The organism is Xylocopilactobacillus apis (assembly GCF_033095965.1).
GTDB classification, from domain to species: Bacteria; Bacillota; Bacilli; order Lactobacillales; family Lactobacillaceae; genus Xylocopilactobacillus; species Xylocopilactobacillus apis.
In genome coordinates, this window is record NZ_AP026801.1 from 2,170,735 (window position 1) to 2,195,760 (window position 25,026).

At 38.0% G+C, this 25,026-nt stretch carries 23 protein-coding genes and 2 pseudogenes; 6 read left to right on the forward strand and 19 right to left on the reverse strand.

Features of this window, described 5'->3' with window-relative positions; translation table 11 throughout:
- Positions 1 to 381: 381 nt before the first annotated feature.
- The 8 genes from R8749_RS10345 to R8749_RS10380 all read right to left on the reverse strand — a co-directional run bounded on the left by R8749_RS10345 (position 382) and on the right by R8749_RS10380 (position 6,773).
- Positions 382 to 1,167 (reverse strand): immunoglobulin-like domain-containing protein, encoded by a 786-nt coding sequence (locus tag R8749_RS10345; protein ID WP_317698562.1) that lies wholly within the window; start codon positions 1,165 to 1,167, stop codon positions 382 to 384.
- Between the two features lie 92 nt (positions 1,168 to 1,259).
- Positions 1,260 to 1,628 carry a hypothetical protein gene (locus R8749_RS10350; RefSeq protein ID WP_317696614.1) on the reverse strand — a complete coding sequence of 123 codons (369 nt, stop codon included), beginning with the start codon at positions 1,626 to 1,628 and terminating at the stop codon, positions 1,260 to 1,262.
- Positions 1,629 to 2,026: 398 nt separating this feature from the next.
- The gene (locus tag R8749_RS10355) at positions 2,027 to 2,461 is read right to left on the reverse strand and encodes a hypothetical protein (protein WP_317696616.1); all 435 of its coding nucleotides are present in this window, start codon (positions 2,459 to 2,461) and stop codon (positions 2,027 to 2,029) included.
- 408 nt (positions 2,462 to 2,869) lie between these two features.
- On the reverse strand, positions 2,870 to 4,504 hold the full coding sequence (locus R8749_RS10360) for a hypothetical protein (protein WP_317696617.1): 1,635 nt from the start codon (positions 4,502 to 4,504) through the stop codon (positions 2,870 to 2,872).
- A 55-nt stretch (positions 4,505 to 4,559) separates the two neighbouring features.
- Positions 4,560 to 4,970, reverse strand: a complete 411-nt coding sequence (locus R8749_RS10365; protein WP_317696619.1) for a hypothetical protein — start codon at positions 4,968 to 4,970, stop codon at positions 4,560 to 4,562.
- A gap of 422 nt (positions 4,971 to 5,392) precedes the next feature.
- Positions 5,393 to 5,623, reverse strand: coding sequence for a hypothetical protein (locus R8749_RS10370; RefSeq protein WP_317696622.1), 231 nt, complete (start codon positions 5,621 to 5,623; stop codon positions 5,393 to 5,395).
- Positions 5,624 to 5,899: 276 nt separating this feature from the next.
- A complete protein-coding gene (locus R8749_RS10375; RefSeq protein ID WP_317696624.1) occupies positions 5,900 to 6,466 on the reverse strand; it encodes an immunoglobulin-like domain-containing protein in 567 nt (188 codons plus the stop codon).
- Between the two features lie 139 nt (positions 6,467 to 6,605).
- Positions 6,606 to 6,773, reverse strand: coding sequence for a hypothetical protein (locus tag R8749_RS10380; RefSeq protein ID WP_317696626.1), 168 nt, complete (start codon positions 6,771 to 6,773; stop codon positions 6,606 to 6,608).
- A gap of 416 nt (positions 6,774 to 7,189) precedes the next feature.
- Between R8749_RS10380 and R8749_RS10385 the strand changes: the two are divergent.
- Positions 7,190 to 7,354 (forward strand): annotated as a pseudogene (locus tag R8749_RS10385) (restriction endonuclease subunit S); the annotation flags it as partial.
- A gap of 15 nt (positions 7,355 to 7,369) precedes the next feature.
- Positions 7,370 to 10,384 (forward strand): annotated as a pseudogene (locus R8749_RS10865) (DEAD/DEAH box helicase family protein).
- Between the two features lie 122 nt (positions 10,385 to 10,506).
- Here R8749_RS10865 and R8749_RS10870 read toward each other — a convergent pair.
- The 8 genes from R8749_RS10870 to R8749_RS10450 form a co-directional block, all read right to left on the reverse strand.
- Positions 10,507 to 10,611 carry a hypothetical protein gene (locus R8749_RS10870; protein WP_425613196.1) on the reverse strand — a complete coding sequence of 35 codons (105 nt, stop codon included), beginning with the start codon at positions 10,609 to 10,611 and terminating at the stop codon, positions 10,507 to 10,509.
- Positions 10,612 to 10,643: 32 nt separating this feature from the next.
- Positions 10,644 to 10,931, reverse strand: a complete 288-nt coding sequence (locus R8749_RS10420; RefSeq protein ID WP_317696643.1) for a very short patch repair endonuclease — start codon at positions 10,929 to 10,931, stop codon at positions 10,644 to 10,646.
- 126 nt (positions 10,932 to 11,057) lie between these two features.
- The gene (locus tag R8749_RS10425) at positions 11,058 to 11,447 is read right to left on the reverse strand and encodes a hypothetical protein (protein ID WP_317696645.1); all 390 of its coding nucleotides are present in this window, start codon (positions 11,445 to 11,447) and stop codon (positions 11,058 to 11,060) included.
- On the reverse strand, positions 11,425 to 11,991 hold the full coding sequence (locus tag R8749_RS10430; RefSeq protein ID WP_317696647.1) for a hypothetical protein: 567 nt from the start codon (positions 11,989 to 11,991) through the stop codon (positions 11,425 to 11,427). The genes R8749_RS10425 and R8749_RS10430 overlap by 23 nt, the downstream gene beginning before the upstream one ends.
- A gap of 50 nt (positions 11,992 to 12,041) precedes the next feature.
- Positions 12,042 to 12,272: a hypothetical protein gene (locus tag R8749_RS10435; protein ID WP_317696649.1), complete on the reverse strand. Its 231-nt coding sequence runs from the start codon at positions 12,270 to 12,272 to the stop codon at positions 12,042 to 12,044.
- A 48-nt stretch (positions 12,273 to 12,320) separates the two neighbouring features.
- Complete coding sequence (locus R8749_RS10440; protein WP_317696562.1) at positions 12,321 to 13,496, reverse strand: DNA cytosine methyltransferase; 1,176 nt, start codon at positions 13,494 to 13,496, stop codon at positions 12,321 to 12,323.
- Positions 13,497 to 13,742: 246 nt separating this feature from the next.
- Entirely contained in the window at positions 13,743 to 14,240 is a 498-nt protein-coding gene (locus R8749_RS10445; RefSeq protein WP_317696563.1) for a GNAT family N-acetyltransferase, read from the reverse strand.
- Positions 14,241 to 14,242: 2 nt separating this feature from the next.
- The gene (locus tag R8749_RS10450; RefSeq protein WP_317696565.1) at positions 14,243 to 15,604 is read right to left on the reverse strand and encodes a transglutaminase-like domain-containing protein; all 1,362 of its coding nucleotides are present in this window, start codon (positions 15,602 to 15,604) and stop codon (positions 14,243 to 14,245) included.
- Positions 15,605 to 15,796: 192 nt separating this feature from the next.
- Here R8749_RS10450 and R8749_RS10455 point away from each other — a divergent pair, with 192 nt between their 5' ends.
- Positions 15,797 to 16,435 carry a CAP domain-containing protein gene (locus R8749_RS10455; RefSeq protein WP_317696567.1) on the forward strand — a complete coding sequence of 213 codons (639 nt, stop codon included), beginning with the start codon at positions 15,797 to 15,799 and terminating at the stop codon, positions 16,433 to 16,435.
- A 45-nt stretch (positions 16,436 to 16,480) separates the two neighbouring features.
- On the opposite strand, the gene R8749_RS10460 is transcribed toward R8749_RS10455, so the two are convergent.
- The 3 genes from R8749_RS10460 to R8749_RS10470 form a co-directional block, all read right to left on the reverse strand.
- Positions 16,481 to 19,576 (reverse strand): BspA family leucine-rich repeat surface protein, encoded by a 3,096-nt coding sequence (locus R8749_RS10460; protein WP_317696569.1) that lies wholly within the window; start codon positions 19,574 to 19,576, stop codon positions 16,481 to 16,483.
- Between the two features lie 215 nt (positions 19,577 to 19,791).
- Positions 19,792 to 20,202 carry a hypothetical protein gene (locus tag R8749_RS10465; protein ID WP_317696571.1) on the reverse strand — a complete coding sequence of 137 codons (411 nt, stop codon included), beginning with the start codon at positions 20,200 to 20,202 and terminating at the stop codon, positions 19,792 to 19,794.
- 251 nt (positions 20,203 to 20,453) lie between these two features.
- Positions 20,454 to 20,801 carry a hypothetical protein gene (locus tag R8749_RS10470; RefSeq protein ID WP_317696573.1) on the reverse strand — a complete coding sequence of 116 codons (348 nt, stop codon included), beginning with the start codon at positions 20,799 to 20,801 and terminating at the stop codon, positions 20,454 to 20,456.
- A gap of 309 nt (positions 20,802 to 21,110) precedes the next feature.
- Here R8749_RS10470 and R8749_RS10475 point away from each other — a divergent pair, with 309 nt between their 5' ends.
- The 3 genes from R8749_RS10475 to R8749_RS10485 all read left to right on the forward strand — a co-directional run bounded on the left by R8749_RS10475 (position 21,111) and on the right by R8749_RS10485 (position 25,023).
- Entirely contained in the window at positions 21,111 to 21,581 is a 471-nt protein-coding gene (locus tag R8749_RS10475) for a hypothetical protein (RefSeq protein ID WP_317696575.1), read from the forward strand.
- A gap of 152 nt (positions 21,582 to 21,733) precedes the next feature.
- Positions 21,734 to 23,620, forward strand: a complete 1,887-nt coding sequence (locus R8749_RS10480; protein WP_317696577.1) for a beta-glucoside-specific PTS transporter subunit IIABC — start codon at positions 21,734 to 21,736, stop codon at positions 23,618 to 23,620.
- Positions 23,620 to 25,023 carry a glycoside hydrolase family 1 protein gene (locus tag R8749_RS10485; protein ID WP_317696579.1) on the forward strand — a complete coding sequence of 468 codons (1,404 nt, stop codon included), beginning with the start codon at positions 23,620 to 23,622 and terminating at the stop codon, positions 25,021 to 25,023. Before R8749_RS10480 ends, R8749_RS10485 begins: the two co-directional genes overlap by 1 nt.
- Positions 25,024 to 25,026 lie beyond the last annotated feature (3 nt).

The following is a 25,026-nucleotide window of genomic DNA, read 5'->3' on the forward strand; positions in this document are numbered from 1 at the left end:
AAGCCGTCCTATGTAAAACTTTGGAGAGTTTATAGGATGGCTTAATCCATTTTTATAATATCGCCACCGCCTTTGAAGCGGCTTACATTGGAGCTGATGTTAGCGCATCGGCTCTTTTTGTACTTAAATATATAATGTAAAACAAACTTATTCAAGGAATGCAAATTCCAAGTGTTAACTTTTCTATTTTTGGTCTACTCGTCGTAGCCATCCTAGAACATAAAGAAAAATAAAAAAACCATTCTATACATAAACTTTGGCAATACTAGGATAGCATAATAATATTCTATGATCAAGAATTACACTTCTATAAAAAATAGGACTCGGTATGTTGCCCCGAATCCTACTTAAACGTGTAGAGAATTTATGAAATTTAATGTATTAATATGATTTATAACTTGCGTAGTCGCCTTGAATCCATTGATCCTTACCGACTTTATAGAAGCCGTTCTGCTTACCGCTTGTCTTCCATGATGTGCCGTGTTTTAATTTACGACCAGTATAGAAGCCGCCAGTTGTTCCAGCACTCTTCCAAAGGTTAACACCGTAACCTTTCTTATAGACAATTTTAACTTCACCTTTGAGAGGAGTTATTGTATTAATTGGACTGAATGTTACGTATTTTCCATTGATCCACTGATTAGTTCCGACCTTGTAGAAAGTGTCGCCATTAGCATTAACTGCTTTTTGACTGATCTTCCATGAAGTGCCGTGAGCTAATCTCTGACCTTTTGCACCAGTTGCTGGAGCAGTGTAAACCATAATACCATATCCTGGAGTATAGTTGATATATCCAACTGCCTTCATATCATTCATCGTCCAGTCTGTTGTTGATTCTTTCGGTAAAACTGTAACGTTACGAACCATTGTTGTTACTGCACCACTAGTGCTTACTGCTTTATAGGTCAACTGATAGATCCCAGGTGTATTTGTATCAACATTTCCGCTAACTGTGACTTGTGGTGTTCCGTCACTGTTTTTAGCAATGCCTTCAAAATTAGGTAACTTGCTGTAGTCGCCGCTGTAATTGTTGAAAATTGCCCATGAGCCTACAACTTTGTAGTCATTCTGGTTAAAGCTTTCACCAACCTTAATTGTTGAATCTTTAGAATTTTGAAAGGCAAAAACTGGTGCTGATGCATCACTAACAGTAACTGGTACTGTAATGCTTGCAGTGTCTTTAGCATTGTCAGGTTAGTATATATAAACTACTGGATAAGTACCGGGTTTTGTAATATCTAATTTGCTGACGTCAGCTGTTAGAGCAGAGAAGGGGATTCCTTTGATAGTAGTCTTGCCATCTGCTGTTTTAAGGTCTGCACTTCCACGGTAAAAGTCGCCGGAAAAACTATTAATTGCGTTGTTATAATCGCCACTGTTATCAATGTAACCCATTGGCCATTGAGCGTATGAATTTTTAGTATCAGAATTACTAATTCCGAAACCGCCATACAAGTAGAGTGGGAGCTTACGCCAGAACCAGAATCAGTTTGGTTAAAGCTGCCGTCATTTTGCTGCCAGCTGCCAAGGAATGAACTAACAAGAATCTGCTGTAATTTATTTGTTGAAACTTTACCAGTTGCGTCAACTAAATCTGGATTGCCAGCAGTAAGAGTTGTGCTTAACAAGTTTTTAAAACTATCAGGGACGTCTGATGTTTTTAAAACAGCACCGTCATCGTAAGTTGTTGTGTAAGGACGTAAGCTTACATTAAATGGATCATTTCCGCTGCTTAAATCTGTAGTTGAAAATGATGGTTTTGTATCTTGCTTAGTAGGAGCAGGAACTGCTTCTTTATCATAAACAACGACGTTAATGCGAGCTTGACCGGCGTTTGTTTTAACACGAGGTAATGATGCTTCAAGCCATTTAGTGTTTTTAACAGTTTGAACTGATTTACCAGTAACTTTAGCAACTTCGTTTGCTAAAGCATCAACTGTTGTTCCTTGCTTTTCAGCTGCTTCATCAAGTGAAACTAATTTGTAACCATTATCGGCTGTGAATTCGTTTTTAACTTTAGGATCTGCTAATTGATTTGCGGGATTTTGGGTAGGATCATTATTTTAGCTGTAAATTCGATAATCTTTTCAGCATTAACTTCTGGATTAGTTCCTTTCGAAGCTGGATAAGTTACTCCATTAATTGTGAGGTCGGTTCCACCAGGATCACTAACCATATCTGTTGAAACAGGTCCTACAGAGAAGTCTTGTGATACGAAGAAACGGCTGTTGTTTGTGTAAGTTTTTGCTTCCCCAGTACTTAAATCGTTAGCAAAATATCCGTTAGGATTATTGTAAAGATTAGAGTTGAAATATGCTCTCGTTGATGCTGCAGTTTGAGCAAGGTGATTACCTATTAAAAACCTTTTAATTGTATAGTCACCAGAACCATCAGGAGCTAGTTCAAAATATCCAGAATAGTAATACTTGGCTTCAAAATTAGGTGAATCCACAGCTGACAAAGTTTTCTTTTCAAAACTATCTGAATTTATTCCACCTGCTTGATTAGGATCTTTTGTGATGTTTATATTATATAAAGGCTCAGGTTTATCTGTAGGAACAAATGTGTCACCCTGCGCTTCTTTAGTTGTCTTATTTTATCCCATGTTTGAACAAAATATTGGGAATTATCCCAAACTTCCATTTTGTCATAAGGGTTATTGAAGTTTAAGTTTCTCCGTTCAAACCATTTTCTAGGCCAATGTTTTTTCCATTCATAACCCATTTCTGATTTGATCCATTGATAACAAGTCCCCCTGGCCCATTTATTTTACCAGTACCTATACCTATACCAGAATTATCAATAGTTGATTGACCAATTTCTTTTCCAGTAGTAGAGCCAGAACCATAACTACTATCTGTATCTGATCCTACTGCTCCAATTTTACCAAAGTTCCTGACGTACCCGCTGGAATCATGATTTTATTTCCAGTATTTACACTAGGAAGTCCTACTGATCCTGATGTTCCATTTATCATCGTATTAAAATCAATTGTCAAGATATTGGTAGAATCAGATGGCAAACCCTTCTTAAATGTTCCTGCCCAGAAGAATACGGGATTAGTTCCACTTGGAGTTGCATCAAACTCATATGTAGAAGGATTATAATTACCAACAAAAATAGGTGATATATTTTCAGAAAGTTTTATATTTTTTGGATCGTCTTTTGCTTCCTGATTATTAGGATTTGATAAATCAAGATATTCTTGAGGCTGAACGGTTGAATTTGCGGTAGAAACTGTTTCATCAAGCGTTTTACCATCAACAGTTTTTGCACCTGCACTACTTACAACTGTAGAGTACGGGTTATTGTAAGACTTATAAAGCCAAGCAGAAACAGGTGTTTCGTATGTAAAGCTTTTTTTGATTTGAGCATTTACATCAGTACCAGAGAAACTACCATTATTTGCGATTTTACTTGCAATATCATCGACATTATTATCTTTTAAAGAAGGACTATTTGTAACAAAATGGTTAGCATCATAAGCTTCTTTAAAATAATCAGACGGTTGGAATAAATGTGTAACTTTTCCGACATTAGTTGCTTTTTCACTATTATCATCTAAAACTCCAGCGACCTTACTTTTTAAATCGGTCATATTTTTTGCGTGGCCCAAAGAAACATCATCTGAATCAAAAGGTGTCGCTTCCGATTGTTTAACTCCTGGTAAAGAAGCTGCAGACTTATTAGTAAATTTTCCAGTCTTACTTGGGTCAAAAAGTTCATTTGTATCAATCATACGTGTATTCATTTTGGTAGTATTGTAGCTTTGACCAAACCAACCATTTCTTGAGTTAAATGGCCCATTGTATTCACGATTTTCATTTATCGTAGAAAAAAGAAAAAGCTGGGTTATCAGGACCATTAATTCCAGTATTAATACTGTCAGCAAAGTTATATAATGAGTCACTACCTGAACCGTTTGCTTTAGCAACTCCTGTACTTTCGTAAAAATGATCATAGAAACATCTTTCCAAGTGTTACTGCCTGTAGGTGCTCCTGCAATTTCGTTATCAGCACCGGCGTCAGCAGGCATTTTGGCCGCTTGAACAGCCTTCATTGGAGCTGATTCGCGAAGAGAGTTGTTCCCATCAAGCTTACGGTCAGCAATTAATTTAGCAACTTGCTTTGCAGTTGTGCCGCGAGGTACAACGATTGTTCCTGCACCATCATCTTTAGCATTAGCATTTTTTGTACCGCTAGCCCAAAAAGTTGACTGCTTTGAAAAATTAAGGTTATCAATTGTGGACTGAGAAGCAGTAGTCATATTAAGGCCAGCGATCTCGCCATTACCGTTTTTATTGTCAAGGGCATAAACACTATTATCAACGTAATTATTAAGCTTCATGCCGTCAGCACCCTTAGGGAGGGTCTTATTGTTAAGTTTGAAGATTGCTGTTGCCTTTTTGCCTGTTGACTTACTTTGAGCAACAATTGTAATACTGCTTGTTGATTCACGAATGATATTAGCTTCGTTTTGCGAAACGTTGTCGTAACCATTCAAATAAATCTGAGCGTAAGCATCATCCGGGTCGCCAAAGAAAGCTGAGCCTAAAACGTCAGAAACATTTTTTCCAATCTGTGCAGCGTGATCGGCTGGATTTCTTTGATTTTGCCTGCAATAACAGAATTTCCATCACTATCAGTTGGATCTTGATCTCCGTCAACTGCGTCTTGTTCAAGTTTTGCACCAGACCTGACTTAGAATTGTTAAAATTAAGAATTTGCGCAATAAATCCTAAGGCAACGGGATATTTATCATAAGTAGTTTTATATTCAGAGCGAATATCGTTAAGGTTACCTACAGTATCGTTAAAAAGAACTTTTCTAGCATTAGAGCTTGAATCGTTCGTTGCGATTGAAAGGTCGATTAGTTCTTTAACTAATTCTTGTCCTGTCGGGTTGTCTCCCAATGCATCCTTAGCAGGATACCAATCAACGATCCCATCACTAGGACCAGCATTTTGCAAAAGTGCATCATAAGAATTGATGCCAGGATTATCAACGTCGTAATCCCAATTATTTCCGCGTGAACTGTACTAGTATTAATAGCTGCAGTAAAAGCACCTGTTATAGGTGATAATAACAGCAATGCAGTACTAGCTAAACCAGCTACTTTAAATTTCATTACTTTCTCCTTCTTTGTGAAACTTAGTTTCAATTATACCGCAATTATGAAACTTTTCACGCATTTTTAAATCTTAAGTTTGCAAAATATGAAACAAAATTTAGTTATCTAACTAGTATACGATTTAATAATACGTCGTTTATAATCAGTTTTTAGGTTCAGAAGTGTCTATAAGTAAATCCAAAATTTAAAAGTAGAACGAGTTTTGAAAAGAAAAAAAGTAGAACTCAATTTCTCAAATTCTACTTTCTCTTGTCTTAAAATCTATTTAAGTTTCTCGATTTCTTCAATGCTGAGATCGGTTAAATCGCTAATCTCTTGAATGGACATGCCTTTGTTCATTAACTTACGGGCAAACTCTTGCTTTCCTTCAACTTTTCCTTGTACTTTTCCCTCGGCCCTACCTTCGACTTTACCTTCGGCTCTTCCCATTGTCCACTGGGTCTCCAGACCTGATTCGTAATCGAGCTTCATTTTCTCAATATGATTTAACATCTCTTGCTCCTTTCTCGACGATAATTCCGTCTATAAGAAAATTACGCAAAAAAGAACTCAATCATTCAATTGTTTTATTTATATGCTTTGTATCTAGCGAAATCTCCTTGAACCCACTGATCTCGGCCAACTTTGTAAAAGCCGTTCTGAAGACCAAAAGTCTTCCACTTGCTTCCATGTTTCAATTTCTATCCATGTAGTAACTATTAGTCGTGCCGGCACTCTTCCAAATGTTAACGCCATAACCTCTCACGTAGACAATTTCAATCTCGCCTTTTAGCGGAGCCATAGTGCTGATTGGACTAAATGACACATATCTCCCGTTGATCCACTGATTCTTGCCAACGCGATAGAAAACATCCCTTTAGCATTAACTGCTTTTTGGCTGATTCTCCACGCCGTAGTGTGAGCTAATCGTTGACCGGTAGCACTGCCGGCTGGCGCATTGAAAACCATAATTCCGTAATTTGGAACATAGTTAATGTAGCCAACGGCCTTCATATCGGTAATCGTCCAATCGGTAGCAATACTTTTCGGCAAAACGGTAATTTTTCTAATCATTGTCGTAGTTTCGCCGCTAATACTCGTGGCCTCGTAGGTTAATTGATAAATACCAGGAGTATGAGTATCCACATGCCCCGTGATCGTTACTTTTGGAGATCCATCATTATTCTTAGCGATGCCTTCAAAATTAGGCAGCTTGCTGTAGTCACCGCCGTAGTTGTTAAAAATTGCCCATGATCCGACTACTTTGTACTCATTTTCGTTAAAGCTGTCATCAACATTAATTGTCGAATCAGCGCTTCCTTGGAATGCAAAAATTGGTTTTGAAACTTCCGACACAGTTACTGGAACCGTAATACTTGCGGTATCTTTCGCATTGTCAGGATTGGTGTAGGTATAAACGACCGGATAAGTACCAGGTTTGTGATATCTACTTTACTAACGTCAGCGGTTAGAGCGTTAAAAGGAATCCCTTTAATCAAATTTTTACATCGGCTGCCTTAAGATCTGTTCCGCCACGATAAAAGTCGCCTGAAAAACTGTTCACTGCATTCTTGTAATCGCCACTGTTATCACTGTAGCCTAAAGGCCACTGGGTATATGAATTCTTGCTGTCAGAATTGCTGATTCCAAAACCGCCATACATGTATAGGGGAGACCTAACCCAAGACCAGAGTCAGTCTGTTTAAAACTGCCGTCATTTTGCTGCCAGCTGCTAAGGAACGAACTAACAAGAACCTGCTGTAATTTGTTATTTGAAACTTTACCGCTAGCATCAACAAAGTCAGGATTTCCAGCAACAAGAGTTTTGCTTACTAAATTCTTGAAATTCTGAGGAACGTTAGCTGTCGTTAAAACTGCACCATCATCATAGTAGTAGTGTAGGGACGAAGACTAACATTGAAGGATCATTTGGAAAGGTAAAAAAGTTATATTTCATTACCATATTTGGAAAGTAGAATTATCAGAAAAACTCAAACTAAATTTCACATTACAAATATTGGAAGCCGATAAATCCCAGCTTTTAAATAATACAAATGGCTCAACAATGATCATGTTACAAAAGCTGAGATGGAAAATAAAATTATTTCCATCCCCTCTATCCCCGAACAAACTCGCATTGGCCAACTATTCGCCAAAATCGACGAGCTCATCGCCATGAGCGAACACAAATCCCAAAAAATTGAAGAACTCAAAAAGCACATTTCTCAAAAAATGTTTGTCTAATTACAGCTGACATCCATGCACCATCCACTAAAAACACCTAGAAAGGCCAAAAAGGCAGAAGAAAAATTTGAACAAGCGATCCTAACCAAACTCCAAAGCGAAGGCTGGACATACAACGAAGTCCTCTCCGGCTGCTCCGATGATAAATTGTACGACCACTGGCGTGACATTTAAATCGCAACAATCGCACTAAATTGGACGGTACACCTCTCTCAGACCAGGAGTTCAACTCGCTTAAAATTGAACTCAATAAGAACAAGACGCCCTACGAAGCACAGCTTGTATTGGCCGGTGCCGGAAACATTGGAACTCTTCCGCTAACCCGTGACGACGGCACACAACTAGAAATTGAAATATTCTATGGCGACGAAATTGCTGGCGGCCGATCAGAGTACGAGGTCGTCAACCAGATCACTTTTAACCATCTCCCGACGACTCAGCCAAAAGCGACGGATCGACATTGCTCCTAATCAATGGCCTGCCCGTTGCTCATGTCGAAGAAAAAGACGAAGCGCTGCAAAATCAGTGGAACGCTTTTGAGCAGTTACAAAAATACGATGGAGACGGATGTACACTGGTCTGATGAGCTTCGTGCAGGTTCAATTCATCCTCTCGCAGCATTCTGCTCACTATCTCGCTCGCCCTAAAAATTGCGATTCCTACACCGCGATTTTGTTTTCGGCTGGCGCGATGACGAAGGAAAAGATGTCACCAACACAATGGAATTCACTCATCAGGAAATGGGCATCCGGCACTTCATCGTCTCGTGACAACCAACATGATCCCGGATGCCGCCAACGACAACCTCATGGTCATGAGATCATATCAGATCCAAGCAACGCGCGCCATCCTTGATCGGATGCGGGAAATGGAACAAAACCATCTCGTCGAAAAAGAAGGCGGCTACATCTGGCACACCACTGGTTCTGGAAAAACGGTCACCTCGTTTAAGGTTGCCCAGTTAATCGCTGCAATGCCAAGGGTTCAGCACGTGCTTTTTATCGTGGATCGAGTCGATCTTGTTAATCAAACTTACGAAAATTTCAAAAGTTACGCTTATAAAACTTTCGAAAATCGGATTAAAATCGTTGACGGTCATCAGCTGAAAAAAGACATCAAAGATCAAATTTCTCACGTTTTTCTCATCACTGTCCAAGGTCTCGACAAAGCTGTGAAATCAGGGCTCACATCTGAGCAGCGCATGGTTATCATTATGGACGAAGCTCATCGTTCGGCTAGTGGCGATGCTGTTTCTCGCATCAAAAAAGCGCCTGCCAAAGACAACCTGGTTTGGTTTTACAGGGACGCCTAACTTCTACTCCGATGAGGTCAAAGATATCAAAACGTCGCGCAACGTTTCGACCTATGATATTTTTGGCAAAAGACTCCACCGTTATACGATTAAAGACGCAATCGGTGACGGCAACGTCCTCGGATTTGACGTTAGCTATTACAAAACTGCGATTGAAGCTGAAAATAGCGATCAAAAGACCGACAAAGAGATGGAAAAAGCGGTCTACAATACCACTAGTTATCATGAATCAGTCGTTCAAGACATTATTGACCATTGGATGACAACAATTCATCCGGCCCCTTAATCGGCGGCATTCGTCAGAAGAAGTATTTCCAAGCAATGTTGCCGTTTCAGGAAAACAAGCTGCCGTCGAATACTATAATTTATTCAAAACCTTGGCTCCTCAACTCAAGGTTACAATGTCTACTCTCGCGACGAAGACAACGGAGTTGGCACCGCAAACTTGCAGGAATCTTTGAAAACTGCGATGTCCGACTATCAAAAAATGTTCAACACAATGAACTTTCTTGATAGCCCTAATTCTGAGCGCTCTTTTCTAAATGACATCACTAAGCGTCTTGCTCGCAAAAAGCCATACAATCACAATGACCCCAACGACATTCTTGATCTGGTAATCGTCTCAGATCATCAGCTGACCGGATTCGATTCAAAATTCGTTAACATCATCTACCTTGATAAAGTTTTAGCTGAAGGATTGCTCATCCAGGCGATGTCTCGAACTAATCGAGTTCTCAACAAAGAAGCAAAACCTTACGGCAAAGTCCGTTTTTACCGCAAAGGTGAGCTGATGGAGGAAAATGTCAGTCAGGCTCTTGTCATCTACACCAAGGAGGTAACGACACGATCGCTGATGCCGAAAAGCCGTCATCGCCAAAAGAACAGCAAGATTTGATGAACAACGATATTTTAGCCCCTAAAATGTCAACCCAAATCGAGGATATTACGCCAAAAATTGAGGAACTCAAGAAACTGGCAGGCGATGATTTCTCTCAAGAACCAGTTGGTGAAAAAGAACAAATGAAGTTCGTTTTAACTGCTCAAGAAGTTAACAGTGCCGTTCAAAAAATGGTGCAGCAAGGTTTCCAATTCGGTACAGAAGTGGAAAAAGTAGATGAATCTGGCAACTCGACTGGCGAAACTGTTGAACTCCCGATCCAGTCAATTGATGAGCTCAGCGCTCTGCAGGCCCGAATGAATGATGTCAACGAAAAGTTGCCTAAAAAGAAACAATGGATTTCACTGATTACAAAATTTCGGTTGAAAAATATTCAAGTGAGATCATTGACTACGATTACTTAATCGAGCTTTTGAATAACTATATGGATGAAAAAACGCCAGAAAACGAAGCTGCAATCAAAGAACACGTCGAATCATCAAAATCAATGGAGGAGTTAGATTTAAAACGCTTGCTAGAGGGTATCTTGGCGGGACATTTCCATAAGCACTTTACGTCGCAAAGTTTTAAAAATGTCATTAAGGAAATTCACAAAGAGAATCAAGAACTCGAACTTAACCGCTGGGCGTATGAAAATGGCTATAATTCAGAAGATATCTTCGAAGCCTACCAATTATTCATTCCTGGCGTCGATATCAAAAATAACCCCAGCCTAAACAGCAAGGTTAATGAAATTAATACCAAATTGGATCTATCATTTAAAAAGAAAAAAGAACTTAAAGAGAAACTAATTGAGCAGTTTGAAAAGATGGATAAGTAGCACGATAGACATTAAAAAGGCCTTATAATTCTGAAAACAACAATTCAGAAAGATGGGCTTTTTTTTATATGACGAACAAACGTTTTGATTGTACGTTTAATTTTCTCTTCTAGCAAAAGCTCTTACAGATTTTTAACTTCTAACCAACAATAAAATTTCTCTACACAATATTCTGTATTTTTTATTACATCTTTTGACCAAAATCGAAGAACTTTCCATTCCATCATCTTAAGCTGCTGATTAATTTCTTTATCCCTATTTATATTTTTTCAATTTTTGGAATCCAATAATCACGGTTACTATGGATGTTATTTTTATTTTCATTCCATTTGTAACCATGCCAAAACTCACCATCTATAAATACCGCAATTTTACTTTTAGTAATAGCTATATCAGGTTTTCCAGGAAGTGTATTAAGATTTTTTCGATACCTAACTCCTCTGTTCCATAAAGCTTTTCTAAGTTTAATTTCAGGTTTTGTATTGGTAGAGCGAATTTGAGACATGTTGAAAGATCTCTGCTCTCTTGTAATAATATGATTAGACAAAATATACTCCACATAAAAATAACAGAATAAATTTTTAAAATTAGCATCAATCATCATTTAAATCAGTAAAATCACTGCTGTCTTTGCGCCCCATAAATAATTCATAAGAGCCTAACGGTGCAAAATCTATCCATAACTCCTTTTATTATCAGGATCTTCATGCCAAATTCTTACAGAATCAAAGCCAGCTTTGTTTAAAATTGTTCTCGTGACTATTTCTTTTTTCTCAAGATGAAGTACATCGTATAAAAGCCATTTACCAAGAGCACTTTGTGGGTTTGTCTGCAGTGATTTGAAGTTTTCTTGAGCCAACCTAGCAGGATAAACTTTGCCATTCGGTAAATGAAGTTCTAATTCTATTGAAGATTTTCCCGTAATTGTTTTATATTGATCATACTTACGTATATCTACACTATCATCAAACCAATACGGGTATTTATTTCTAAATTCTGCGGGAATTGGTATATAAGCTTCTGCTTCAGGACGATCTCTATTACTGCCACGAGATTTTGGCACCGTTAAAAGCATTTAATCCTGACTTAGAAGGCACTTCGCCTTTACCTTGTATTGAATATAAAGGGAGATAAACCGCATCTGACTTTTCTTTTGGTTTTATATCATCATAAAGAACAATTTTATTTCTATTTTCAAAAGCTTCCTTCAAAAATTGAAAAGGATCATCAATTATACCTACATAAATTTCATCTATCAATGTACAGTCAGAAGTTTTACCGAATTTCATCCATATTTGGCTGTCTCCAAAAGTAAATTTATAGTCCTTTAGTCCATCTGTGAAGGAAAATGATGTTTTGGTCATATTGAATTCTTTTAAATTATTAATATTCACAAGCGGATAAGCAGTTTCGTGAATAACCAGCTTCCCTTCATCACGAGTTATATAATGATAAATGTTATCAGAACCATTATCACTTAATCCAAGCCTAGCATAATCAGTTTTTAATTTTTCGTTTTTTATTGAAGATATTTTATAGGCTATATCTTCCAATTTTCCACTGATTATAACTTTCTCTATCTCAGATTTATAAGCCTTTAACTGCATTACTTTTTGGTATGATTCTCTACTGTTAAGCCAAGTTTTAATTCCGATGCCTATTCTTTTAGAACCAAAACAGAAAGCATATCATGTGGTGTATTTCCAACATCAACCTCTTTTGCGCCAAAACTTCTAGAATAAATGGTTTCTTGAAATTTTGAATCCAAATAAGGAGCACCTGTTGTACTAGACTTTTGATTAAACATTTTTGATAAAGACGCATACATTTTTATAAAACTTATATAGTCTTGCTGCTGTTCTTTGCTATAAAATTCCCAAACTGTCATTTTCAGACTCCACTAAGAGATTTAACTAAATTTTTGTGTAAATCAATATTAACCAACAATTGTTAAAAATTCGTGTTCCCCACCACTTTTGATTGTTTTATAAAAATCATCATTATCATAAATAGAATAGGAATAAGATTTCGAATCTCTTTTTAAAGATTCAACATCTTTCAAAACCTCAACTTGATATGATGACCCCGCCATTCTTCCATTCATATATGTATATATAAGAGAAAATTTATTTTCTGTATCTGGTAAACTCATATCTTCATCTGTAAGAGCCATATAAATGGAATCTGCAATTCTCTTAATTAATGGAACAACCACAGAATTTCCAGCCTGCTTATATAAATGAGAATCTGCAATTTTGGGAAGTTTAAAACTTTTTGGAAAACCTTGAGCATTAAAAGTTTCTCTTGGAGTTAATTTTCTTATTCTTCCATCAGAGGTAAGAATAAGAGGAACATTATGTCCCCCTGTCCCCATATTTGCAGTCAAAGTAGGAATTACCCCATTTTTATTTTCTCGTACATAAATTCTTCGCCACTGATACACAGAATCAGGATTTTGCATTTCTTCTGCTAATTTATTATAAAAAGGCTGTTTACCTTCCTTATAATAGTATTTTTCATCAACAGTTTTGTCATATTCTATGATGTCAGATAATGGTTTAATTAACTTTACAGGTGTAGGAAATTCAAATTTTTCAAAAGATTTTCGATCTTTAAATCCAACAACATATATACGTTCTCTATTTTGAGGTATATTTCCATAATCCTTTGCATTTAATACTTTCCACTTCACAAAGTATCCAGCATGTACTAAAAATTCTCTAATAACCTTAAAAGTATTTCCATGATCATGAGTGACTAAATTTTTGACGTTTTCAAGAAAAACCACTTTAGGTTGTTTAGCTTTTATAACCCTCAATGTTTCAAAAAACAAATCTCCTCTTTCGTCACTTAAACCTTTCCTGTACCCTGCAATACTAAATGGCTGACAAGGGAATCCTGCTATGACAATATCTGCATCAGGGATATCTTTTGTTTCGACACTATGAATATCACGTCTATCAAGTATTTTTTTACTATAATTTTGCGCGAACGTTTCCTGAGCGTATTTATCAAATTCGTTAGCATATATAGTCTCAAATTTATTCGTCATAGAAAAACCCAAATCAATTCCGCCAACTCCTGCGAAAAGACTTATTATCTTAGTTTTCATGTCACACCAACTCCTTCAAAAAAATTATACAGCACTTACGTTTAAAAAGCAGCAATGACTTACTTAAAATAAGTAATAAATAATTTGTTTTAAAATTTCTTAAACTTTTTCAAAAAGATCAAATTCTAGCAGATTATCAGGTACTTCCTGAATAAATCAGAATTGCACTCAATCAATATTAGAATCATCAAAAACTCATTTTCCTTTCTGCAGCCTTTTTATTGTTTTCTGCAGCATTCACTTCACCTACAGTAATTTCGCCATATAAATCTCATTAACGTACCGACCGTCCAGTAATATCGAACGCTGTCTAACTCCTTCAACCTCAAAGCCTTGCGCTTGATAGAGCCTTTTTGCAGCGACATTAGTCTCTACCACCGTTAGCTCTAACCTTTTAATCTGATTTAATTGCGCCCACTGATCGAGATTATGAAATAAAGCGGAACCGATTCCTCTGTTATGAAAATCAGCAATGATTCCCACCACAACTGAAGCTACATGTCGATTTCTACGATGTCTGCCTCTTTGAGCCAAAAGATACCCAATCATCTGCTCATCGCAGCTTGCTGTCTGCAAGAAATCGACTCCTCGATTGGCATTTTCGATTAACTTTTTTAAAGGTTCTAAATCATATTCTCTTTCATCTGTCTCGTACAGCGTAAATTTTGTTTCGCGATCGATTTGAGCCATTAATTGCCATAAAGATTCTGCGTCAACAACTTGCGGCGTTTCATAATTTACCAAACTCAATCCAGCTCCTGCATCGAGATCAATTCTTGTGCGACTTCCAAATTAGCATAAATCATACCCTCATCAACATATTCAAATTCACCACGCTGATTATCAACTGGATCGGCTCTAAACTGCTTTTTTTCAGGTGTAAAAGGTGCTTGAATTTCACTGTTGGCTGGCATCCGGTAAATATCTAAATTACCAAAATAGTAATTCCAACGCTCTAAATTATTGCTCCGATAAGAACTGCCGCCAAATGACAAATCAGCAAATACCCAGCCATACGGTGCAACATAGAACTGTGCCCAATCATGACAACCAGTATAAAATTTCGTAACATAAAGTCCCGACTGCCAGCGGGACGGAATTCCTGCAATCCGACATAACGTGATGAACAAAAGCGCTTGAACCCCACAGTCCCCCTTCTGATTTACAGCCGCATACTCAGAAATATTGTCAATTGTACAATACTCGCGCATATAAGAGTAATTCACCTTCGTTGTTACATAATCATAAATTCTCCGCGCCTGCTTAATTGGATTTTGTTCAGTGCCGATAATTTCTTTTTCGAGTGCTTTTAAAAACGGCGTAAATCTGATGTGCGGATCTTGTTCGCCTAAATCACTCGTAATATCAACGGGCTCTGCCTTTTTAGGATCAAGCTCGACGTAATTAACCTGATTTACATATTCATATTCAACCGAAAATTCTTGATTGCTTTCTAATTTTGTCTCAAAACAAACTGTCCGCTGTGCTGAATCAACTGGCGCAATTACTGTTGCTTCAGGCGTTGTCCGCAATATCTTAATCTCAGAAACTTGCTGGCAGTCTTTGGGAATTGGCAGATGAACCCTCACAAAATCACCGACACGTTCGTGATTCTTTTTCACCTTAATTGAAGATCTAAGTCGGATCTTAACTTTGCGAGACCCCTTCTCTTTCATTAATCGAACGTTATCGTTAAGCTCGTTTTGCCGCTCTTCGTTATTTTCTTGCTGCTTTAAACGTGCTTTGTATTTCGGATCCGTGCTGGATAGATTTAAAAAGAATCGACGCTGAAAATGAACATCTCCGTTTATGTACATCCAATCGACCAGCCCTTGATCCTTTAACTCCTCTAGCTCACCATTGTCATAAGAAGTCAGATTTTCCTTCATTACCTCAACTGCTTGCTTTAAATCATAAGGATACTCATTTTCCTTCATGACTTTTAAAATATCCAATTCTAAACGCAGACGTTCTTTTAAAATTTCAGAGATGTCTTTTTCTAATTTAAAATTGATCAGTTTTTCGGCACCCGCAAAGTCTCCAAAATTCTTCAGTTTTAAAACGTCTTCTGGTAATGGAACTACTAATTTTGCAATGTTTTCTGTCATCTCATCTCCTAAACTGGGTAAAATTATCCTCTTATGGCATCAAATAAAGAAATTGAATTTACTTTATCATTTTATCTCGGTTCCTGCATTGTAATAAAAATTGCGAGCTGGAATCCCCATTTTAAAAAAAATTCTTACATATTCCAAAAAATGTATTTAAAATAACCTTGTTTTTAAAAAAAGGGGTAAAAAATGAAACTAAATAAAAACACTATCATTTTTTCAATCGTTCTTTCAACGTTGATGTTAGGTACTGCGATCCAACCAGTATCCGCTGCTCACAGCAATTATAACCAAACTTCGGCTAAGACTAAGCCAAAAAGTAAACCGGCCGCTCAAAACGCAAATTCAAAAGCTGTGATTGCTGAACTAAAAAGACTTCGTTCTCAAAACAAACGATCCTCTTTAACAGAAGTCAATGGATTAGATATCTCTTCACAATACCGTGCTGAACATTTAGCAGCTATTAAGAATTCAAACACCGTTGGTTGGGGAACTGTTCATCCTAATTCTTATGCAGGCGAAAACATTGTAACAGTGCCTGACAGCAAAAACGCCAAAACAAATGCCATTAACATTATTAAAAAACTATATCTCGACAAAAATGATCCGTATTTGCGTCATCGAAAAAATATGCTCAATCCATTTTATATTGCAACTGGCGTTGGAGTAGCTAAAGGCAGTGACGGCAACCTTTACGCCGTACAAACATTCTCAGGAATTCACCCTAACAGCAAGGATAAAGTTGAACAAATTCACGACTACTATAACTATTATTTCCAGAAAGGTGAGTCTGCTAAATATAAAAGTCATTATGACATGACAAAATAACACCAAAAAAACCGGCTTTTTTACAAACCGGTTTTTAATTTACCCTCAAGGCACATTAACTAAAGTAAAAGTAACAGTACTGCTATAATGCCCTGCTTCAGGAATATCTTTGGCAGCAGCTTTGAAAATTAAATTCCATGAAATTGTCTTTGAATCTTCCAAATTAGTGCTGCGAGTTCCAGAATAGATCGTCTGGGCAACAGGGGTTAGGTTATATTCATTACTGCCATCATTATAAAATAGCGGATTTCCACTAATCGTTTTGCCGGATGAATTCTGCATATCACTATTAGCAGCTTCAATCCGCCAAGCATTGCCAGATTTACCATTACGGTCATCGGTTACTGTTAAACTCTGCGCGGTACTTTCATAACTATGATGGCGTGTCGCACCTTCATGCGTCCCAAAATCAATATCGGACGTAGTGCGAATCCTTTGGCTTCCCAGCTGATCCCAAACATACGTGGTAGTTTTGCTTAAAATCTTAGAATCACTCACAATTTGAGCAGCTGTTTTATTTTCTCCCAAAGGTTCATGCGGTGTGCCAACGCCAACTTCTCGCCACATTGAATATGTACAGTAATACTTACCTGTCTCATCATTAATTTCTGTACCACGCACAGGATTTACGAGCCCAACATCATTTCCAGCTAGATCTGATAATTTTGTATCAGTTCCAAGAGTCAGCTGCCATAGCTTTGGCGTATTCGCAAACATTTGATCAACATTAGTCCCAGAATTAATCGTAAAATTAGATAAATCGAGGATTGGCAGTGAGGTGCAATTACGAAAAAGTCCCATCATATTTGTGACTTTATCGGTCTTAAAATCAGGTCCAAAGGTCACCTTCGTTAAAGCAGGATCATTAACAAACATTTCCCGCATCGACTCTAAATTGCTGGTATTAAAGTTACCAAGATTGACCTCTTTCAATGATGCGTTATTACAAAACATAAAACGCATCTCTTTAACCTTACTGGTATCAAAATTACTTACATCAACACTAATTAAAGCGTCGCACCCGCCAAACATATCCTCCATATCTTCAACGTTGCTGGTGTTAAAACCTGACACGTCAAAAGTCGTCATTTTTTTGATCGATTCGAAAAATCCGCCAATATCAGTTGCGTTATCGGTCTTAAAATTGGCCCCGTACCTAATCGACGTTACGTTCTCGCAATGTCTTAGAACTCGTGACATATCGGTAACTTGTCTGGTATCAAAACCTGAGAAATCCACCGTGCTGATCGACTTACACCATTCAAACATCGACTGAATCCCCGTCACTTGGCTCGTATCAAGATTGGTAATCCCAACAAATTCCGTCACATTTTCCAGTTGATAAAATAAATGGCTTAAATCACCAATTCCAGAAACTCCCGGCTCAATCACAACTTTAGTAATCTCATCGCGAAAAGAATACCACGGCCAGATTGGAAACCATTTCCAACTGTCCTCATCTTGAACTGTCTCGCTTGTATCAAGAGTTTTGTTCAACTGATGAGGATGAATTGTGAGAACGCCATTTTGAAAAGTCCACCAAGGCGTGGTATTGAGTTTGACCGTGCGGCTTTTTGATAAATCGAAATTGTTATTGTTATCCACAGCAACAATGTGAAGATATTGATCTGTTCCCGTAATTGAAGTTAAATTAAGTGTCGCTGAACTTGTACCCGACACATCCGGCAAAAGATTTATATTGGTCACTTCGCCAGCTGCATTTTTTACAGGAGCTGCAACCCCATTTGGATCGCTGTCAATCTGATAAACGTATCCTTTAATTCCACTGGCAGCGGTCGTCAGTTTAACCATATCCGAATATTTGTCTGCTGTTGCAGTTTTTGCTTTTACTCGGTAAAAATAATCGTTCCCGGTATCTGTTGCATTAACTCTAAAATTATTGTTGTTTTCATTCAGGGATGCTAAATAAGGGGCCTTCGGTGCTGTAAGGTCTTGATCAATTTCATGATCTTCTCCGTGTGTAGTCATGTTCAAGGTACTCGTGTAGTAGATCATGTTAGCAATGATTTTAGCTTCATCAGTCGTACAAGAACCAGTACTATGACCTGTTTGGATCATTGCATAGTTATCTTTAGTCACCAAATACCAATTGTTATCGCCAACTACATTACCACTGTCATCATTTAAATAATCCGGATTAGTCATACTTGTGCCGGTCTTTAAGTCACTTAAGGGCGGTGAAAACTGCATCCATCTCAAAGCACCACTTTTATACTTGTAAAATTGATATGACGTATGAGCGGGCATAATATTAAGAATTTGTTCTGGCGTAAATTGATAAGGATAGCTAATCAGAGATCCTTTTCTTGCAAACGCCACTTTAGAACTGGATGGAAAATGCAGACCAGTAACAGTCATGCCAGCTGGTAAAGAAGAACCAAATTCTAGCCCTAAGTTACCAGCAAAACTGCCTAAATATGGATGAGTAAGCGTAACCGTGTCATGACCAAAAATTAAAGAACGACCCGTATTGCCAAAATCGGACACCAAAGACTTTGAAGCTGCTGTCAAATCATTTACGCCCGGTGTCGTGCCGCCATTAGTGTCGCTTGAGCCAAAATAAATCCCGTCGTACTTATAATTTCCTGCAGCATCCTTTAAATACGAATTGGGATCTGCATTAAAAGTACTAAAATCAATGGCATCAACGGAAATTAGATTTTTTGAAATTGGTTGTCCCGTCTGAGGATCAGTTTGATCCAGCCACGTTTTTAAAAAGTTCCCGCCTGGTGGATAAACATTTAAAATTTTAACTTTTTTGTCGTAATTAGTCGGGAGATTTGACCACGCGCTCTCAAGATCAAGATCTCTTTCACTCTTATTTTTTTGGACAATATAACCATCAGTTGCCCCGTCTATTGAATCCCAATTTAAACTTACAACACTTTGATCATTGGTTGTCGTGATGCTTGCTTTAAAACGAAAATCCCCATTTCTCACAACTCTTCCATCAATTTTAGAAGAATCATCACGTGTTAGTTTTTGGGATTTATTGACTGATACCTCTGCTGATCTATCTTCAGCTTTAAGATCAAGGTGCCAGCTCAATGCAACTATGAAAATTAAAATTCCGATCAAAACTTCAAAAAAATATTTGAAATTTCTCCAACTTAAATTCATGCTTGCTCCTAGTTCTATTACTAAGAACAAATTTTAGCACCATTAACACTTTAATTTTGTTAGATTTTAAAAGTATTCGTTTCAAAAAAGGGATTTGACAAACTATCAGTAATTTCAACAATTCATCAGAACTTCTTTAGAAATACTTCCCAAACAAAAAAGCGAACACTACCGCTTTAATCACAGCAATTTCGCCATATGTATTGATAATTCCATCAATTATCTTCATCTATATTACTAACAGTGCCAGGTGCTGTTTTTAAATCACTCTGAGCCTTTCTTTTAAGAACGTCGACGGTCAGCTTTTGATCTGACAGAGAATTAAATGCTTCTTTAAGCGGCTTTAACACCTCACGCATTTGCTGATGGGTAAGTTTTTGCTTCTGTTTTTCATCAAATCGATAATTATCATCAATTAATTCACCTGTTTTATTAGATTTATTCACGTTATATTCCAGATCAATTTCTGCCCGCGACTCAACCCCTTCGCCACCAGGGCCATCTTCATAGGAAAATGTAACGGTTGGCGTTTCAAAAGAGACCGTGAACCATCTCATGAATTTATAATTCTCTAAATAAAATCTCATATAAGTGGGGACCATTTTCCCATCAACGTTGTAGCCCACTGTGATGATCGAATATTTGTAATTCTTACCAGAAACCTTAATGTTTAACGGCTTTAGATAGCCGATGCTCCAGCGAGTACTCGATTCTCTTGAAAAGCCCGCACTAACTGGTTCTAAATCAGAATTGAGCTGTCAATAAGGCCATTCGTGCCAAACGTACACACAAAAAGCAGCAGCAAAAATCACTAAAACGATTCCAATTTTTGTTTTCTTTTTCATTCCATCAGCTTTTAAATTCCATTACTTTTAATTTAGTTATTATTTTTCCCTTTCCTGCTTGCATCGTCAATAATTTTAAAAATTGCAGTTTCGTTCGACTCATAATTGTAAAGTAAATAATTGATTTGCATTTTAGCTAGTACCTCAGCAATTATATGTTTAGGAGCTGCGTCAGAAATAGCGTCATAAGGTCCCTTAATTAAAACTTCTGTCTCCGTAATGATTTCAAGACATTCTGAATAATCGGTAACCTTCCTTATTGTCTCAAGAGGAATCTTTAACGTCTTTTTCTCTTCCGTTAACAGATCTTTAACCCGCAGCTGAGGAATTTCAATTTTTTGATCCGTTCCATTTGTCTTTCGTAAAACGATCTGGATCAAGCTGCACCTCTTGAATAATCTGATGCATATCCGCTGAAAATAATTCAGGATCGAGATCAGGCAGCTTATCTCTCATTAACCGAATAATCCCAATAAAACCTTCATAATTAACATATTTTTGGTTCCTTCAACCCAAACACTATGATTTCCTTCTTTGCCTGCTCTAATTAATTCGATCTTTTTTTCTTTTGTCGTTGTTTATCCTTACCTTTATTTTTCTTAATTTTACGTTAGTTTTTCCCAAAAAGAAAAAGCTGCGTAATGTTTATATGGACGCGAAAAATCCAAAAAAATTTTAAGGAGTTTGCAATGACAAACAAAAGAGCTTTACCTTTAAACAATGACTTTTTAAGAAAAACTTTCTGTAACCCCATGCACCCTAATATCCTTATCGGATTTGCCAAGGACATGTTAGATCTTGACGTAGAAAACTTTACGCTGGAAAATCCTGATTACTCTAAATACAAAGGAGTAAGTGCCCTTGCTCATTTAAAAGATGGCGCCGATGTAATCATCCGGGTCCAAGTCCTAAAGAGTGAAGATCTCTCTTCAGAAAGCGAGGTTGAATATTACTGCTTAACCGAATTAACTAAAAACTTTGAAGAACGAGGCGCCGAAGACGTTTCAGAACTACGACCAACTTTTCAAGTTAATATTTTAGATTACCGACTTTTTAAAAGTGACTCCCAGCATCTTCATTCTTTTGCAATCGATCATAAAGATTCATCTCAAAAGTATGCTCCGCTAACGACCTCCTTCTTTGAAGTTGTGAATAAATAACAGAATTTGAATTCAAAAAATCTTGCTTTTATTTAGTAAGCGTGTTAAATTTCTTAATATTACACACTAAAGAAAACGAGATCGAACTCAGCTAAGTGAAAACTGACTTAGGTGTTTTTGGTCTCGTTTTTTTTACAAAGGAGAAAGTGATCTTGGATTATCAAAAAACTGCACAACAAATTTTAGATGATGTGGGTGGCAAAGAAAACGTCTCTGAGCTGACCCATTGTTTTACCCGACTGCGATTCGTCTTAAAAGATAAAAGCAAAGCCAACAAAGACGCAATTTCTAACATTGAAGGAGTCATCCAGGTCGTAGAAGCCAGCGGTCAATTTCAAGTCGTCCTCGGCAACAAGGTAGATGCAGTTGCTGAAGCGATCATGCCGTTATTAGGTGAACTCCAAAATGATCAGCCTGACAAAGAAGAAAAGGTCAGCATCTGGACTAAAATCTTAAACGTTATTGCGGCGATTTTCACCCCAACAATTCCCGCCATTGCCGCTTCTGGCATGCTTAAAGGAATTCTCGCCGTTGCTGCGATTATCGGCACCAACATGTACCATACTGACATCAAAACATTCAATACTTATATCATTTTAAATGCGGCTTCTGATGCTCTTTTCTACTTCATGCCAATTATCTTAGCCCGCTCAGCGGCCAAAGTGTTCAAAACTAATGATTACATCGCCATGATTATCGGCGCCACGCTTTGCTATCCGACAATCGTGACTTTAATGACCGGCAAATCCGCCGTAACTCTATTTGGGATTGGCATCACAAAAGCTAACTACACCTCTTCTGTTATTCCAATTATTATCGCGGTCTTCATTCTTTCTTACGTTGAACGCTTTATTACCAAAATCATGCCGGAAGTCTTAAAGATCATCATGGTGCCAACGCTTTCTCTGATTATCATGATTCCTCTAACCTTAATGGTCTTTGGCCCAATCGGAATTTACCTCGGTAACTTCGTCAACTGGCTTTATTATTTCATCATGCATATTAGTCCAATTCTGCTTGGTGCTTTCATCGGAGGAATCTGGTGCGTCTTGGTTATCTTCGGAGCTCATCGAGCAATTATTCCCATTGGAATTAACGATGTTGCCAAAACGGGGCGGCAGAACTTGTTAGCTTTTGCGGGAGCTGCAAACTTTTCACAAGCTGGCGCTGCTTTAGGAGTATTTTTCAAAACCAAAAATAAAAATTTGAAAACTGTCGCAGCCTCAGCTACCGTCACTGCCCTCTTTGGAATTACCGAACCGGCAATTTACGGAGCTAACTTACGGCTTAAAAAGCCAATGGTCTATGCGGTAATCAGCGGTGCTATCGGCGGTGGTTTAATGGGCTGGGGCGGATCTTTCGGAAATGCTTTTGCCAATCAGGGTGTTTTGACGATCCCCGTCTATGCGAGTGCAGGAGCCAAAGGATTTATTACGTATATTCTGGGATGTATGATTGCCTTTTTTGGTGCCTGTGCAATGACAATGATTTTGGGATTTAAAGATTTACCTGAAGAAAATGAAACCAGGTCAATTGCAGCCCAAGACGTCGTTGATGATCAAGTCGCGCCTACCGAAAGTGACATTCAAATTCTCTCACCCGTTGCCGGAAAAGTTATCCCGCTGGAAGAAGTGAACGACGAAGTTTTTGCGAGCGGCGCCATGGGTAAAGGCATCGCCGTTGATCCCACAATTGGCGAAGTTGCAGCCCCGATGGACTGTACAGTAAATGTGCTTTATCCAACGATGCACGCAATTGGCTTGACCTTAGATAACGGCGTAGAAATGTTAATCCATATCGGCATTGATACCGTCGAACTAAAAGGCAAGTATTTTAAAAAAGCAGTCGACGTCGATCAGCACCTTAAACAGGGTGAACAGATCGTCAGCTTTGATTCTTCAGCGATCAAAAAAGAAGGATTTGACCTGACCACTTCAATTATTATTACCAACTCAAAAGACTATGCAGCAATTGGCGCAACTGCTGCTAAAGAAGTTAATCAAAATGACGAACTTTTATTCATCAAAAAGGAGAACTAATGAAAAAATTTAAAGAAGATTTCTTGTGGGGCGCTTCTTCCTCGGCTTTTCAAATTGAAGGAGCATGGAATGAGGATGGCAAAGGCGAAAGTGTTGCCGACTTCAATTCGTTTAAGCTCTCTAATAAGCAGGCTGATACTACTGTGGCCAGTGATTTTTATCACCACTATGAAGATGACATCAAGTTAATGAAGAAAATGGGGATGAAGGCTTACCGCTTTTCAATTGCTTGGAGCCGAATAATTCCTGACGGAGATGGCGAAATTAACCAAAAAGGAATTGACTTCTATAATCGAGTTATCGATTGTCTCATTAAAGAAGGCATGATCCCTTTGGTCACGCTTTATCACTTTGATCTGCCACTGGCTTTAGCGAAAAAGTATAACGGCTGGGAAAACCGCGCTTGCGTTCATGCTTTTAGTCGTTATGCCCAAACTTGTTTTCAAGCGTTTGGTGATCGGGTCAAATACTGGCAGCCAATTAATGAACAAAACTTGATGATTCGCGTGGACGAACGGATGAATATGTGGGACACACCAAAAGAAGACTGTGAAAGAGTTCGGGCTCAAATGGACTACCATATGTTTTTAGCAAGCGCTCAAGCCATTAACAACTGCCACGAAATGATTTCAGATGCAAAAATTGGTCCCGCGGTATCTTCAACGATGACCTATCCTGCAACAAGTCGCCCAATGGACGTCTGGGCTGCTAAGATGAATGATAATTTTAAAACCAACTACGCGCTGGAGATGTATTGTTACGGGGAGTATCCGGGTTATTACAAAGAATATTTAAATAAAATGGACATCGCGCCAAAAACCGAACCAACCGATACTGACATCCTTAAGAATGCTAAACCTGATTTTATCGCTGTGAATTACTACCGAACCTTAATGGCAGGATATTTCCCGATTGATGAAGAGCATCCATTCGGCACTAGAGTTAGAGATATTGATTTTGACCTGGCCGGCTATTTTAAGATCATGCCAAATCCTGAACTTAAAGCAAGCGAGTATGGAGCACAAATTGACCCGACAGGCCTAAGAATTTTACTTAATGAATATCACCGTCAATTTCGCCTGCCAATGATCATTACCGAAAACGGTCTTGGTACTGCTGACAAGCTGACTAGTGATGGCGAGGTCAAAGACCCTTACCGAATTAGCTATCTTCATGACCACATTGAAGCATGCTATGATGCCATTCAAGACGGCGTCGAGCTCTTTGGCTATTGTCCTTGGTCAGCAATGGATTTACTAAGTTCTCACCAAGGATTTAAAAAGCGTTATGGTTTTATATACGTTGATCGTACTGATTTCGATCTTAAGGATTTAAAGAGAATCCCTAAAGACAGTTTTTACTGGTATAGGAAAGTGATTAAAAATAATGGGTTGAGTGACTAGTGG

Coding starts and splice junctions, on each gene's coding strand:
- R8749_RS10370 (WP_317696622.1), bottom strand. CDS start 5,623: ATGTTAAATCATATTGAGAAAATGAAGCTCGATTACGAATCAGGTCTG.
- R8749_RS10380 (WP_317696626.1), bottom strand. CDS start 6,773: ATGTATGGCGGTTTTGGAATCAGCAATTCTGACAGCAAGAATTCATAT.
- R8749_RS10870 (WP_425613196.1), bottom strand. CDS start 10,611: ATGATGGAATGGAAAGTTCTTCGATTTTGGTCAAAAGATGTAATAAAA.
- R8749_RS10430 (WP_317696647.1), bottom strand. CDS start 11,991: ATGCAGTTAAAGGCTTATAAATCTGAGATAGAGAAAGTTATAATCAGT.
- R8749_RS10435 (WP_317696649.1), bottom strand. CDS start 12,272: ATGACAGTTTGGGAATTTTATAGCAAAGAACAGCAGCAAGACTATATA.
- R8749_RS10440 (WP_317696562.1), bottom strand. CDS start 13,496: ATGAAAACTAAGATAATAAGTCTTTTCGCAGGAGTTGGCGGAATTGAT.
- R8749_RS10450 (WP_317696565.1), bottom strand. CDS start 15,604: ATGACAGAAAACATTGCAAAATTAGTAGTTCCATTACCAGAAGACGTT.
- R8749_RS10455 (WP_317696567.1), top strand. CDS start 15,797: ATGAAACTAAATAAAAACACTATCATTTTTTCAATCGTTCTTTCAACG.
- R8749_RS10460 (WP_317696569.1), bottom strand. CDS start 19,576: ATGAATTTAAGTTGGAGAAATTTCAAATATTTTTTTGAAGTTTTGATC.
- R8749_RS10475 (WP_317696575.1), top strand. CDS start 21,111: ATGACAAACAAAAGAGCTTTACCTTTAAACAATGACTTTTTAAGAAAA.
- R8749_RS10485 (WP_317696579.1), top strand. CDS start 23,620: ATGAAAAAATTTAAAGAAGATTTCTTGTGGGGCGCTTCTTCCTCGGCT.